Source organism: Dactylosporangium sp. CA-152071, from assembly GCF_050936335.1.
In the GTDB taxonomy this organism is placed as follows: domain Bacteria; phylum Actinomycetota; class Actinomycetes; order Mycobacteriales; family Micromonosporaceae; genus Dactylosporangium; species Dactylosporangium maewongense.
The window spans coordinates 2625811-2639740 of sequence record NZ_JBNJMZ010000002.1; the positions used below are offsets into that span (position 1 = coordinate 2625811).

At 72.6% G+C, this 13930-nt stretch carries 10 protein-coding genes; 5 read left to right on the top strand and 5 right to left on the bottom strand.

Annotation, left to right across the window (positions count from 1 at the left end; all coding sequences use genetic code 11):
* Positions 1-131: 131 nt before the first annotated feature.
* On the top strand, positions 132-1136 hold the full coding sequence (locus ACQEVZ_RS51775) for a LacI family DNA-binding transcriptional regulator (RefSeq protein ID WP_344498846.1): 1005 nt from the start codon (positions 132-134) through the stop codon (positions 1134-1136).
* A gap of 63 nt (positions 1137-1199) precedes the next feature.
* Entirely contained in the window at positions 1200-3530 is a 2331-nt protein-coding gene (locus ACQEVZ_RS51780; RefSeq protein ID WP_433382907.1) for a beta-glucosidase family protein, read from the top strand.
* A gap of 56 nt (positions 3531-3586) precedes the next feature.
* Here ACQEVZ_RS51780 and ACQEVZ_RS51785 read toward each other — a convergent pair whose 3' ends face one another.
* Positions 3587-4906 (bottom strand): extracellular catalytic domain type 1 short-chain-length polyhydroxyalkanoate depolymerase, encoded by a 1320-nt coding sequence (locus ACQEVZ_RS51785; protein WP_344498842.1) that lies wholly within the window; start codon positions 4904-4906, stop codon positions 3587-3589.
* Between the two features lie 12 nt (positions 4907-4918).
* The gene (locus ACQEVZ_RS51790; protein WP_433382909.1) at positions 4919-6265 is read right to left on the bottom strand and encodes an endo-1,4-beta-xylanase; all 1347 of its coding nucleotides are present in this window, start codon (positions 6263-6265) and stop codon (positions 4919-4921) included.
* Between the two features lie 231 nt (positions 6266-6496).
* On the opposite strand from ACQEVZ_RS51790, the gene ACQEVZ_RS51795 reads away from it, so the two are divergent.
* The gene (locus ACQEVZ_RS51795) at positions 6497-8191 is read left to right on the top strand and encodes a condensation domain-containing protein (RefSeq protein ID WP_433382911.1); all 1695 of its coding nucleotides are present in this window, start codon (positions 6497-6499) and stop codon (positions 8189-8191) included.
* 40 nt (positions 8192-8231) lie between these two features.
* On the opposite strand, the gene ACQEVZ_RS51800 is transcribed toward ACQEVZ_RS51795, so the two are convergent.
* Positions 8232-9827, bottom strand: coding sequence for an IS1634 family transposase (locus ACQEVZ_RS51800; protein ID WP_433382913.1), 1596 nt, complete (start codon positions 9825-9827; stop codon positions 8232-8234).
* 207 nt (positions 9828-10034) lie between these two features.
* Complete coding sequence (locus ACQEVZ_RS51805; protein WP_433382915.1) at positions 10035-10460, bottom strand: hypothetical protein; 426 nt, start codon at positions 10458-10460, stop codon at positions 10035-10037.
* A 108-nt stretch (positions 10461-10568) separates the two neighbouring features.
* Here ACQEVZ_RS51805 and ACQEVZ_RS51810 point away from each other — a divergent pair, with 108 nt between their 5' ends.
* Positions 10569-11567: an aldo/keto reductase gene (locus ACQEVZ_RS51810; RefSeq protein WP_433382917.1), complete on the top strand. Its 999-nt coding sequence runs from the start codon at positions 10569-10571 to the stop codon at positions 11565-11567.
* Here ACQEVZ_RS51810 and ACQEVZ_RS51815 read toward each other — a convergent pair.
* The gene (locus ACQEVZ_RS51815; protein WP_433382919.1) at positions 11548-12108 is read right to left on the bottom strand and encodes a TetR/AcrR family transcriptional regulator; all 561 of its coding nucleotides are present in this window, start codon (positions 12106-12108) and stop codon (positions 11548-11550) included. The genes ACQEVZ_RS51810 and ACQEVZ_RS51815 overlap by 20 nt on opposite strands.
* Positions 12109-12261: 153 nt before the next feature.
* On the opposite strand from ACQEVZ_RS51815, the gene ACQEVZ_RS51820 reads away from it, so the two are divergent.
* Positions 12262-13872, top strand: coding sequence for a CocE/NonD family hydrolase (locus tag ACQEVZ_RS51820; protein WP_433382921.1), 1611 nt, complete (start codon positions 12262-12264; stop codon positions 13870-13872).
* The last annotated feature ends 58 nt before the right edge of the window (positions 13873-13930 follow it).

Sequence of the window (13930 nt, forward strand, 5' to 3'; positions counted from 1 at the left end):
CAAAGTGATCATCTCCTGACGGGGGCGAGCCGAGCCAAAGGGCTCGGCCCTCGATGACCGCAGAGTCTCCGCCTTGAAAACCAGACTTGTCAATCGTTGTTGATATCGTTATCGGAAGCTACGCTGCCGTCGTGAAGCCCAGTTCTCGAATCACGATCCGGGACGTCGCCGCCACGGCCGGCGTCTCGGTGGCGACGGTGTCCAAGGTGCTCAACGCCCGCTACGGGGTGTCGGCCGCGACCAGCGCACACGTCCAATCCGTCATCCGCGAGCTGGGCTACGAGGCGAGCCTCGTCGCGCAGAGCCTGCGCAACCACAAGACCAACGTGATCGGCATCCTCGTCGCCGACCTGGAGCCGTTCAGCACCGAGCTGCTCAAGGGCGCCGCGAAGGCGATCAAGGGCACCGGCTACGAGCTGGTCGTCTACTCCGCCGGCGGCCGCACCGGCGACCAGGCGGGCTGGGAGCAGCGCTACCTGTCACGGCTGTCCGGCACCCTCATCGACGGCGCGGTCCTGGTCACCCCGACCGTGGTCGACGTCGACTACGGCACCGCGGTCGTGGCCGTCGACCCGCACGCGGGCCCGACCGGGCTGCCGACCGTCGACTCCGACAACCTCACCGGCGCCCGGCTCGGCGCGGAGCACCTGCTCCAGCTCGGCCACCGCCGCATCGCGATGATCACCGGCCGCCCTGACCTGGAGTCCTCCAGGCAGCGCGAGCAGGGCTTCCGCGAGGCGATGCGCGACGCAGGGGTGCCCGTGGACCCGGACCTGATCGAGGTCGGCGACTACGACCCGGACTCCTCCGCCGCCGCGGCCCGGCTGCTGCTCGGCCGCCCCGACCGGCCGACCGCGATCTTCGGCGCCAACGACGTCTCCGCGATCGCCGCGGTGGAGGTCGCCGCGTCGATGGGGCTGCGGGTCCCCGACGACCTGTCGGTGGTCGGCTTCGACAACGTCCCCGAGGCGGCCCTGGCCAGCCCCGCCCTCACCACCGTCGAGCAGCCGATCCACGCCATGGGCCACCGCGCGATCGAGCTGCTGATCGGGCTCATCCACGGCGAGGAGATCGACGCGACCCACGTCCGGCTCCCGACCCGCCTCGTCGTGCGGCAGTCGACCCGAGCCCTCTGAAAATTTCAGCGCCGCGCAACGCTGCGCGTCACCCCGTCCCGAACGACCTTTGGAGTCACGAGCGTGACACTCGACAGCGGCGTCTCCGCCGGAACCTGGCGGGACACCACGGCGCCCGCGTCCGCACGCGTGGCCGACCTGATGACCCGGATGACCCTGCGCGAGAAGGTGGCGCAGATGTACGGCGCCTGGCTCGACGTCGACGACACCGCCGGGGAGGTCGCCCCGCACCAGCACGAGCAGACCCCCGACCCGATCGAGTGGGCCGAGCTCATCCCCAACGGGCTGGGCCAGATCACCCGCGCCTACGGCACCACCCCGATCGCGCCCGCCGACGGCGCCCGGCGGGTCGCGAAGCTGCAGCGCGAGATCGTCGCGGCCGGCCGCTTCGGCATCCCCGCGATCGTGCACGAGGAGTGCCTGACCGGCCTCGCCGCCTGGCAGGCGACCATCTACCCGGCGCCGCTGTCGTGGGGCGCGAGCTTCGACCCCGCGCTCGTCGAGGCGATGGGCGCCCGGATCGGCCGCACCATGCACCGCCTCGGCATCCAGCAGGGCCTCGCCCCCGTCCTGGACGTCGTGCGCGACCTGCGCTGGGGCCGGGTCGAGGAGACCATCGGCGAGGACCCGCACCTCGTCGGGCTGATCGGCGCCGCGTACGTGCGCGGCCTGGAGTCCGCCGGGGTCGTCGCGACCCTCAAGCACTTCGCCGGCTACTCCGTGTCCCGCGCCGGACGCAACCTCGCGCCGGTGTCCGTCGGGCCGCGGGAGCTCGCCGACGTGCTGCTGCCACCGTTCGAGATGGCGCTGCGCGCCGGCGCCCGCTCGGTCATGAACAGCTACACCGACGTCGACGGCGTCCCCGTCGCCGCCGACGGGACCCTGCTCACCGACCTGCTCCGCGGCCGGCTCCGCTTCGACGGCACCGTCGTGTCCGACTACTTCTCCGTCGCGTTCCTGCAGACGCTGCACGGCGTCGCCGGGTCCCGCGCCGACGCCGCCGCGCTCGCGCTGCGCGCCGGGATCGACGTCGAGCTGCCCGGCGCCAACTGCTTCGGCGGACCGCTGCTGGACGCCGTCGAGGCCGGCGACGTCGACGAGGCCCTCATCGACCGCGCCGTCACGCGCATCCTGCTGCAGAAGTGCGCGCTCGGCCTGCTCGACCCCTCGTGGGACCCGTCGCCACCGGCGCTGTCCGAATCGACAGTGGACATCGACGGCCCCGAGGACCGGGACCTGGCCAGGCGCCTCGCCGAGCGCTCGATCGTCCTGCTGCGCAACGAGCCCGTCGGCGGCACGCCGGCGCTGCCGCTGCGCCCCGGCACCCGGCTCGCCGTCGTCGGGCCCGGCGCCGCCTCGCCCGGCGCGATGCTCGGCTGCTACTCGTTCCCCCGCCATGTCCTCGTCCACCACCCCGACGTGCCCACCGGGGTGCCGATCCCATCGGTCCTCGACGCGCTGCGCGCGGACCACGACGTCACCTACGCGATCGGCTGCCCGGTGACCGGTGGCGACGACGAGCAGATCGCCGCCGCGGCCACGGCCGCCGCGGCCGCCGACGTCTGCGTCGCGGTCCTCGGCGACCTGTCCGGGTTGTTCGGCGGCGGCACCTCCGGCGAGGGCTGCGACGCGAGCGACCTGCGGCTGCCCGGCCGGCAGGAGGAGCTGCTCGAGGCGCTCCTCGCCACCGGCACCCCGGTCGTGCTCGTGCTGCTGGTCGGCCGGCCCTACGAACTGTCCCGGCAGGTCGACCGGCTCGCCGCCGCGGTGTGCGGGTTCTTCCCCGGCGAGGAGGGCGCCGCCGCGATCGCGGGTGTCCTCAGTGGACGGATCGACCCGTCGGGGCGGCTGCCGGTCAGCTTCCCGGGCGCCGGCGCCAGCCAGCCGTCGACGTACCTCGCCGCGCCGCTCGCCCGGCGCAGCGGCGTCAGCAGCGTCGACCCGACGGCGCTGTTCCCGTTCGGCCACGGCCTGTCGTACACGGCGGCCTCCTGGGGCGAGGTCACCTCGGCGCCGGCCGGGGGCTGGCCGACCGACGGCACCGTCGAGCTGTCGGTGCCGGTGGCCAACGACGGCGACCGCGGCACGAGCACCGTCGTCCAGGTGTACCTGCACGACCCGGTCGCCGAGGTGGCCCGTCCGGAGCGGCAGCTGATCGCGACGGCCCGGGTCGACCTGGCCCCCGGCGAGCGCCGCACGGTCGTCTTCGGCCTGCACGCCGACCTGCTGTCCTACACGGGCCGCGACGGCCGGCGCCTGGTCGAGCCGGGCGACGTGGAGCTGCGGGTCGCCCGCTCCAGCGAGGACGTGCACGCCACGGTCCGGATCCCGGTCGTCGGGCCGCGCCGGGTGGTGGGCCACGACCGGCACCTGCACCCGCGCGTCACGGTGTGACCCCGACGTGAAGGGCGGGACCCCGGAGCACCGGGGTCCCGCCCTTCGTCATGCGGCTATACGGACGTGCAGGCGGTGCCGTTCAACGTGAACGCAGACGGCTTGCCGGTGTTGCCGGTGTGGTTGGCCTGGAAGCCGAACGACGCCGACCCGCCCGGCGGGATCGCCGCGTTGTAGCTGACGTTCCGCGCCGTCACCGCGCCGGAGGCCGGTGTGACGGTCGCGTTCCAGGCCGACGTGACGGCCTGCCCGGAGGGCAGCGTGAACCCGAGGGTCCAGCCGTTGACGGCGGTGCTGCCGCCGTTGGTGACGGTGACGGCCGCGGTGAGCCCCGTGTTCCAGGAGTTCACGGTGTACGAGACGCGGCAGCCTCCGGCCGGCGGGTTCGACGGCTGACCCGACGGCGACGACGGGCTCGACGGCGAGGGGCTCGACGGCGGGGTGCTCGACGGCGGCGGGTTGGTGCCGTTGAGCCCGAAGAACGCGATCACCATCGCGGCCTGCCCGGCCAGCGGCACGTTGTGCCCGACGCCGGCGAGGCTGATCGCCTCGACCGGGGCCATGGTGCCGGCGTTGCCGTAGCGGGTGCGGGTCCAGCCTGACTGCGGCTGGTCGGTGAGCACCGGCGTCTGGCTCACCCCGAGCACGTTGGTCCACTGCTCGATCTCCTCCCCGAAGTTCGGGTAGGAGAGCGTCGTGTCGTTCGTGCCGTGGAAGACCTGCATCCGCGGCCGCGGCCCGGTGTACCCGGGGTAGGCGGCCCGGACCAGGTCACCCCACTGCTGCGGGGTCTTGTTCAGCTGGCCGCTGGAGCAGGTGCTGTTCCACGACGAGCCGTCGGTGGTGGCGAAGCACCCGAACGGCACGCCCGCGAACGCGGCGCCCGCCTTGAACACGTCGGGGTAGTCGCCGAGCAGCACGTTGGTCATCATCGCGCCGGACGACGCGCCGGTGACGAAGACCCGGTCCGGGTCGCCGTTGTTGTGCTGCAGCACGTACGTGACCATCGACATGATGGCGACCGGGTCGCTGCCGCCGCCCCGCCGCAGCGCCTGCGGCGACGAGACGTCGAAGCAGTTGCCGCTGCGGGTCGCCGACGGGTACACGACGATGAACCCGTACCGGTCGGCCAGCGACGCGAACTCGGTGCCGGAGTAGAACGCCGGACCCGACCCCGTGCAGTAGTGCACCGCCACGAGGACCGCCGGACGGGCCGCGACGGTGTTCGGCACGTACAGGTGCATCCGCAGGTTCGTGGGGTTGGTGCCGAAGTTCGTCACCTCGGTCAGGGTGGCGGCCGACGCCGGCGCCGCGAACCACGCGATGCCGGCGACGGCGAGGACCACGGCGGCCGCGGCCGCTCTGATCAGACGCATTGCCGGGCCTCCTCAGCTCGCGGCGCAGGTGGGGCTGAGCGTGCCGGCGGTGCCGGTGGCCTGCAGCCCGAACTCGGTGTACTGCCCGGCGGCGATGCGGCCGTTGTAGGACACGTTGCTCCAGGTGTTGCCGGACCTGGTGGTGCTCCAGGAGTTGGTGACGGTCGCCCCGCTCGGCAGCGGCATCGTGACGGCCCACGCGTTGGTGCCGTTCGCGCCGGCGGTGACCCGGACGGTCGCGACGAACCCGCCCTGCCACTGGTTGACCGACACCGTCGCCGTGCAGCCACCGGACGGGATCGGCGGCTGGCTGCTGCTGCTCACCGGCGGCGTGCTGGGCGGCGTGCTCGTCGGGTTGCCGCCGCCGAGCGCGGTGAGCGTCGCGGTGTAGGCGGCCTTCTTGCTGCCGTTGCCGTCGAAGAGCAGCGGCGTGCCCGACGCCCGCCACGAGTCGCTGTCCCGGATGCCCCACACGGTGATGCCGGTGCAGCGGGTCACGGCGAGGCAGGCCCGGGTCACGGTGGCGAAGTTGTTGGCCTGGGTCGTGCCGGAGCCCTCGATGTCCAGCTCGGTGATCTGCACGTCGACGCCGAGGTTCGCGAAGCGCTGCAGGTTGGCCTGGTAGTCCGACGGGACGGGGCTCGCGCTGTTGAAGTGCGACTGGAAGCCGACGCAGTCGATCGGCACGCCGCGGGACTTGAAGTCCTGCACCATCGCGTAGACGGCGTTGGACTTCGCGTTCTGCCCGTCGGTGTTGTAGTCGTTGTAGCAGAGCTTCGCACCCGGGTCGGCGGCCCGCGCCGTGCGGAACGCGACCTCGATCCAGTCGTTGCCGGTGCGCTGCAGGTTCGAGTCGCGCCGGCCACCGCCGCCCCCGTCGGCGAACGCCTCGTTCACCACGTCCCACGCGTAGATCTTGCCCTTGTAGTGGGTGGCGACCTGCGTGACGTGGTTGACCATCGCGTTGCGCAGCGCGGTCCCGGACAGGTTCTGCGCCCAGCCCGGCTGCTGCGAGTGCCACGCCAGGGCGTGCCCGCGGACGCGCTGGTTGTGCGCCTGGGCGTGCGACACGATCTGGTCCGCGGAGCCGTAGGAGAACGAGCCCTGCGTCGGCTCGGTCGCGTCCCACTTCATCTCGTTCTCCGGCGTGACCATGTTGAACTCGCGGTCCAGGATGCCGGAGTACACGGAGTCGCTGAGCTTGTACGCGGCGACGGCGGTGCCGAAGTAGCGGCCCTGCTCGGCGGCGGCGGCACCGAGCGTGGCCGCGGCGGCGTCGGCGGTCGCCGCGATGCCCAGCGTCACGACGACGGCCAGGGCGCCCGCCCCGGCGACGCCCAGCTTGCGTTTCTTGTCCATTCCAGAGGCCCTTCGTTTCGAAACATTGTCTGGCGGTGACCCGATCAGCATCACGGAGTCCATCTGCCCGTCGGGCTTCTTCGGAGCGGAATTCCCGCACTGACCGGGCAGGCCCTGCGTACGCGCTCCGACCTGCCGACTTTCGAAAAACTCGGACTGAAACTTTCATTGATCGGCGCCGAAGTTCCGTGATTCGCTTTACGGATGCGTGCGATGGAAAGGACACCGGGAATGGTGCGGTTACGGTTCGAGGGGCACCGCAGCGCGGCCGGGCCGCTGACCGTCGGGCAGCGCAACATCGCGAAGTGGCTCCTCGACGCGCCGCACGCGCCGGCCGCGGTCCTCGCGCAGTCCTTCGACGTCCCGCCGGGCTCCACTGTGGACGACGTCGCCGAGTGCTTCCAGGTCCTGCTCTGCCGGCACGAGGGCCTGCGCAGCACCTACCGCCTGGGCGATCCGGGCTCGCAGCACGTCCTCGCCGCCGGGTCGCTGCCGCTCCTCTGTTCGGACGCACCCGATCTCGCCGGACGGCTTCGGGCCGCGCCCTTCGACCTCATGGCGGCGCCGCCGGTCCGCTTCGGGGTGACGGTCCACAATGGATCTGTTGTGGCGGCGGCCGTCGTCGTGTCGCACATCGTCGCCGACTTCCAGGCCCTCGCGATCCTCGCGGCCGAGTTCGCCTCACTGATCCGCGACCCCGCCGCCCGGGTCCTCGGCGCGCCCGTCTCGCAGCCGCTCGACCGGGCCGCGCTGGAGCAGCGGCCCGCCCGTGCGCGGCGTATGGAGCAGGCGCTGCGGCACTGGGAGCGGGCGCTACGGGTCGCGCCCGCCCACCCGTACACCGGACCCCGGAGCACACCGTCGACCGGCTCCGGCGCGTATGGCATCTCCTCCCCCACCGCGGCCGCCGCCCTCGCGCACATCGCCGCCCGCACCGGCGCCAGCCGCCCGTCGATCGTGCTCGCCGCGTTCTGCGCGCTGCTGTCCCTGCGTACCGGCGACACCACCTGCCGCTTCGTCACGCTCTCGGCGAACCGCTTCGAGTCCGACCTGCTCCGCTACGTCGGCACCCTCGCCCAGGCCACGTTCCTCAGCATCGACGCGGCCGCCCCGACCTTCGACGCCCTGGTCAGCCGCTGCTTCGGCGCCACCCTCCAGGCCGGCCTGCACGGCACCTACGACGTGTACCGCCAGCACGAGCACTCCGCCCGCCTGGCCGCCGAACGCGGCATCGCCCCCGCCTTCGAGCCCGTCTTCAACAGCGTCGTCATGGACGCCGCGCCCGCTGCCGGAGCCCTGCCCGACATCGCCTCGGCCCCCGCCACCGAGACCCAGTGGGTCGACCTGCCACCCACCGACGTCCTGCTGCGCTTCGACCTCGGCAGCGTCGAGGACAGCATGGTCGCCCGCCTCTGGACCGGCGACACCGGCCGCGTCACCCCCACCGAGGCACGCGCGCTCCTGCTCGCGCTCGAACGCCTCATCGTCGCCGCCGCCCCCGCCGACCTGCCGCACCCCGCCGTCGTGGCCGCCCTGGCCCTCCAGCCACTCGACCGCCCGCCGGGCTGGCTCCTCGTCGACCACTGCTGGGTCGACCTCGCGGAGATCCAGGCCCTCCTCGACACCGCCCTGTCTCCCGCCCCGTCCCGCGTCTTCGCCTCGGCGGACGGCGAGTCGCTGGTGGCGTATGTCGCGGTCGTCCCCGGCGGCCCCACCACCCCGGAGGACGCCCACCGCCGCTGCCTGTCAGCACTCCCCGGCCGCCACGCCGCCATGACCCCCCGCCACTACGTCCTGTGCGCCCATCCCCCGTCCGACCCAACCACCCTGCCCGCCTGGCAGTCCGCCCCGCTTCTATCTTCAGGCCCCGGCCGCCCCTGCTCCCCCGCTCCGACACGGGCCTTGACTCAGGCCGCAACGGGCTAGACCCGTCTTTCGCACATGGTTGTGAGCGGTGGCTTGTGGTTCACCAGCGGGGTTGGGTTGGGTCGGTGTTGAGTAGGGCGAGGAGTTGGGCTTGCAGCCATCCGGGTTGGGGGATCCTGGGTGGCTGGCGGTCGTGTGCGGGGATGAGTCGTAGGTCGTGGAGGGCTTGCAGGATGAGCCGGCCGGTGGGTCTTATCGCGCGGTTGTCGTAGGCGTAGAACCCGATCATTTCGGTGTCGGGGGCGAGGTTGGTGCGGACCTCGCGTTCGATGAGGCTGAAGATGAGCAGGGCGAGGCAGATGACGGTGATGAGTGCGGCGATGCGCCGGTTGTGCCGCAGGAACATGGGAGCGACCGCGAGGGGGCCTTTGATCGTGGCGTAGCGCTGTTCCACGGCGGGTTGGTTCTTGTAGCGGCGCAGGATCTCCGCGGCGTCGGATTCGTCGGGTGGCAGGTTGGACAGCAGGGCGTACCAGCCGTCGGTAGCGGCTTCGGCGTCGATCGCGGCCTGGTCGTAGTGCCAGGCGAAGATTGGTTTGCCGGTGTCGGGGTGCTCGGTGATCCGGGTGCGCAGGTAGCTGCTGATGCGGCGGTGCCGGCTGATCTGCTCAGCTTTGGCGGTGACCGCTGCGGTGTCGGGGTGGTAGCGGGTGCCGGCGGTCCGGGTGAGGGTGTCCAGCTCGGTGGCGGCTCTGCCGAGTTTCAGCGTCCTGGCCTTGACCGCGGCGGCGGCGTTGGCGGTGGAGTGGACCAGGACTCGGCGCAGGTGATGGATCGGGTCGCGTTTGCGGGGGCCGGGGATGTCCATGACGTCCTCGATGACCCGGTAGCCGCCGCGCCGGTCGGCGGGCTTGGCGGCGTCGCGTAGGGCGGTGTAGTCCACCGGCACGGCTGCGGCCGGGTCGAGTCCGGCGAACAGCCCGGCAGGGACCCGGGCAGCGGCCAGGGGTGCGATGAACCCGACCCCGGCATCGGCCATGGCGGTGATGTTGCCGTAGGACAGCAGTTTCGAGTCCCCGACCAGCAGGAACCGGCGGGGTCCGGCCAGAGCCTGCAGGCGTTGCATCGCTTCGACGACCTGGGAGATCTCCCCGGCGCCGCCGTCGTAGGCCTGGTGGAAGATCGGGACACCGCCATCGGAAGCGACCGCGATCCCGGCCTGGATCTGTTTCAGATCGGTGCGGCGGTCCTTCGGGTGTCCCCATCCGGGTGCCGGGAACCCGTCATCGACAGTGTCGTAGGCGCCGTGCAGCGAGACGCTGGTCATGTCCCAGTGCAGCCGGGCCACGTCGATGCCGAACGCCGTGATCGCTGCCGCGCCGACCGACCCGATGATCTGATCCAGGTGCGGGGCGATCGCGTCCAGAGCCCGGGCGAGACGGTCATCACCGAGGACCGCTGCCGGCATCCCATACACCTCCTGAACCGCCCACGCCTGCGCCCACCCGGCGATCCCCACCATCGCCGTGGGGTTCGTCAGCCGGTTCGCGATCAGGACCTCGATCACCTGACCATGCGTCGCGTCGGCCAGATCCCGGATCGGGCACACCCGGTCGATGACCCCGGCGATGTCCAGACGACGGGAGAACTCCGCGATCACCGGCAACGACCCCAACCGCTTCTCCAGCACCGGCACCGCGACAACCTCAGCCCGCCGCCCGGACACCACCCGACGACCCCGAGACCCACCACCAACACCCACCCACCGACCTAAACACCCCAACCCGCCAACACCCACACCGCCACTCACAACGATGTGCGAAAGACGGGGCTAGACCACGTGGGCCAGCCGGTGGAACGGCACACCCGGGTCGTCCGCGATCGTCATGCCGGCCATTGTGCGTCAGACGTCGACGTCGATCTGGATGGTGCCGGTGTCGACGTCGCAGACCTCGGCGGTGTCTCCGGTCAGGTGGAAGTCGACGTTGTACGGGTGGCCGGCGCCGCCGCCGTCGGTGAGGGTCAGGTTGGCGAAGCCGGTGCCGTCGTCGGTGTGCTGGGAGGAGACGAGCTTCGTCTTCCAAGGGCGGGCGAGGTCGGTGAAGTCGGCGCGGAGCTCGTCGGCGGTGGGCGGGGCCGCGCCGGCGCCGTCGCACCAGTGGGACGCGGCGGCGGTGTAGTCGGCGCGCTCCAACTCGCCGAAGAGCTGCTCGACGGCGAGCCTGATGCGCTTGCCGTCGCCGTAGTCGAACGGGTCGGTGGAGAAGCCGCACGCCGTGAGCGTGAGGGTGAGGCAGGCGGTGGCCGTGAGCCTGCGCGTCAGCGTCATGGGCGTCACGGTAGGCGCCGGCGGGCCGCCGGACCGTCGCGCCGCCGACACCCGCCGTGCGTCGCGCGTCACGACCACGGGCAGTCGCGGGCAGGGCATGATCGTGGGGTGCGGGCCGATGACGTGGTGGAGCTGGGCCGGACCGGGTTGCGGGTGAGCCGACTCGGGCTGGGGCTCGCGTCGCTCGGTGGGCTGTTCGCGCCGGTGCGCGACGAGGAGGCGGCGGCGACCGTCGACCGGGCCTGGGAGCTGGGGATCCGGCTGTTCGACACGGCGCCGGTGTACGGGTACGGCCGCTCGGAGACACGGTCGGGGGCGGCGCTGCGGGGGCGCCCGCGCGACGAGTTCGTGCTGTGCACCAAGGTCGGCCGGCTGATCGAGCCCGGCGGTCCGGACACGCAGGACATCTGGGCGGACCCGCCGCCCGGGGTCGGGCCGCGGCTGGACTTCGGTTACCGGGCGGTGCGGCGATCCGTCGAGGACAGCCTGGAGCGGCTCGGCCTCGACCGGGTCGACGTGCTGCACATCCACGACCCCGACCTCGACTATCCGGTGGCGCTCGGCGAGGCGTACCGGGCGCTCGCGGACCTGCGCGACGCCGGCGTGATCCGGGCGGTGTCGCTCGGCGTCAACCACGCGGACGTCGCGGCGCGGTTCCTGCGGGAGGCGCCGGCGCCGGGGCCGGACTGCGTGCTGCTCGCCGGGCGGTACACGCTGCTGGACCAGTCCGGTCTGGCCGACCTGCTGCCGTTGTGCACGCGGCAGGGGGTGGCGGTGCTCGCGGCGGGCGTGTTCCAGGCCGGGCTGTTCGCCGAGCCGAGGACCGGGGCGGCGTACGGCTACCCGGACGTCCCCGCGGCGCTGCTCGACCGGGTCAGGGCGGTCCGCGAGGTGTGCGCCGCGCACGGCGTGCCACCGCTGGCGGCGGCGATCCAGTTCGCGTTCGGGCATCCGGCGGTCGCGGCGGTGGTCGTCGGCGCGAGGACGCCGGAGGAGATCGCCGGCAGCGCCGGGCTCCTGGCGCATCCGGTGCCGCCGCGGCTGTGGGGGTCGCTCAAGGCGGCGGGGCTGCTGCCGGACGACGCACCTACGCCTGCGGGGCGGTGACGCAGACGCCGTCGAGCATGAGGTCGATGGAGCGCGTCGCGGCGTCGGGGTCGGCGGCCTCCACGACCCCCTCGACCATCGTGCAGAGCAGCGCCAGGTCCGCCGGGGTGAGGTCGGACCGGACCAGGCCGGCCTGCTGGGCGCTGCGCAGCGGCGCCGTGAGCGTGGTGATCATGCGTTGCTGGTACCGGTCGCGCGTCTGCCGATCGAGCCGCCGCACGTGCAGGACCAGGGGACGCATCGCGATCTGCGTGCGCAGCAGCTCGGCCAGCACGTCCCGGAACGCGGCCGGGCGGTCGGCTCTTGCCGCCACGAACGCCTCGAGGCGGGCCAGCTCGTGCGCGACGACCGCGGCGGTCAGCGCCTGCCGGTCGGGGAAGTGCCGGTAGAGGGTCGCCTGGCCGACGCCGGCCCGCCGGGCGATCTCCGGCATCAGCACCGTCGTGTGCCGGCCCAGCATCAGCTCGGTGGCGGCCTCGACGATCGCTGAGCGGTTGCGCTGCGCGTCCCGGCGGCGCGGCGTCTGTACGCCGTACAACACGGCCCCCACCCCCTCAAAACCGGCACAGCGACCCCCCATGTTACCGACTAGTAACGATAATGTCATGAACTTCAAATTCTCGGTACCCGCTTCTACGCTCCCGCCACCGAGGCAGCCGCCCCTGCCTGTCCCCCGCCCGATGAAGGAGGGCGCATGGCGAAGCGCCGAACATCCCTGCCCGTCTGCCTGTTGTCCGTGCTCGCCGCCGCTGTCCTGACCGCGGCGACCCCCGCCCCCGTGACCGCCGCACCGGCCGCCGCCACCGCACAGACCGCGGCCGTCGCCACCACCGGGTTCCGGTTCGTCGACATCACCGGCGCCGGCGGCGTGGTCCTCAAGGCCAACGTGATCGCCCCGTCAGCCGCCGGCCGCTACCCGGCGATCGTGTTCCCCGCCAGCTGGGGGCTCAACGACCTCGAGTACATCGCCCAGGCGAAGGCCTTCGCGGGCCGTGGATACGTCGTCGTCTCCTACACCCCGCGCGGCTGGTGGGCCTCCGGCGGCGAGATCGACACCGCCGGGCCGAAGGACATGGCCGACCTGTCGGCCGTCATCGACTGGACGATCGCCAACACCGCCGCCGACCCGGCCCGGATCGGTGCCGGCGGCATCTCGTACGGCGCCGGCATCAGCCTGCTCGGCTCGGCCTTCGACCGCCGGATCCGCGCGGTCGTGGCGATGAGCGGATGGACGGACCTGGTCTACTCGCTGTACGGCGACCAGACCCGCCACCAGCAGTCGGCCGGGCTGCTGCAGCTCGCCGCCGCCCTGCTCGGCAATGCCGGGCCCGACCTCACCGGCAAGCTCGACGACTTCAACGCCAACCGCAACGTCGCCCAGATCATGGAGTGGGCCGGCGTACGGTCCGCGGCGACCTACCTCAACGCGATCAACGCCAGCCGCCCGGCGGTCCTCATCGCCAACTCGTGGGGCGACTCGATCTTCCCGCCCAACCAGCTCGCCGACTTCTACGGCCGGCTCGCCGGGCCGAAGCGGCTCGAGCTGCGCCCCGGCGACCACGCGATCGCCGAGCTCACCGGCGTCGCCGGCCTGCCCAACGACGTGTGGACCAGCGCGTCCCGCTGGTTCGACCAGTACCTGGCGGGCGTCGCCACCGGCATCGACCAGGAGCCGGGCGTGCTCGTGAAGCCGCACAACGCCGCCACCGAGTCCTACTCCGCCTGGTCCTCCTTCAGCGGGAGTCCTCGCCGGTACGGCCTGGGCCAGATCCGCTGGTGGGACGGCACCGGACTGCTCGGGGGCAACCCGTCCCCGGGCTGGAGCAAGACCCTGCCGGGCGACCTGAACACGACCGCCGACGGCGGGGTCGTCCTGCTCACCAACGGCGCCGCCGCGCTCACCGGGATCCTGCCGCAGATCTGGCTGCCGTCCGTCGACCGGCTCCGCGCCGGCGTCTGGGCGTCGGACCGCCCGTCGACCGCGGCCCGGATCCGCGGCATCCCCCGCGTCCACCTGAACCTGACCGGCACCGCGGCGCAGGGCACGGTCGTCGTGTACCTGTACGACCTGGACAGCCTCGGCAACGCGAAGCTCATCACGCACGCCCCGGCGACCTGGCTCGGCACCGCGACCGGCAGCCGCAGCCTGGACTTCTCGCTGTCGGCGACGGCGTACGACGTGCCGGCGGGCCACTCGCTGACCCTCGTCGTCGACACGACCGACCCGCTGTACTACGACGCCAACACGCTCGGCTCCACGGCCACCGTCGCCGGCGGCTCCTATGTGGACGTCCCGCTGCGCTGACACCCTGGTTCGTGCTGACGACGCTGGTTGGTCAGGTGCCGGCGGCGCGACGCGTACG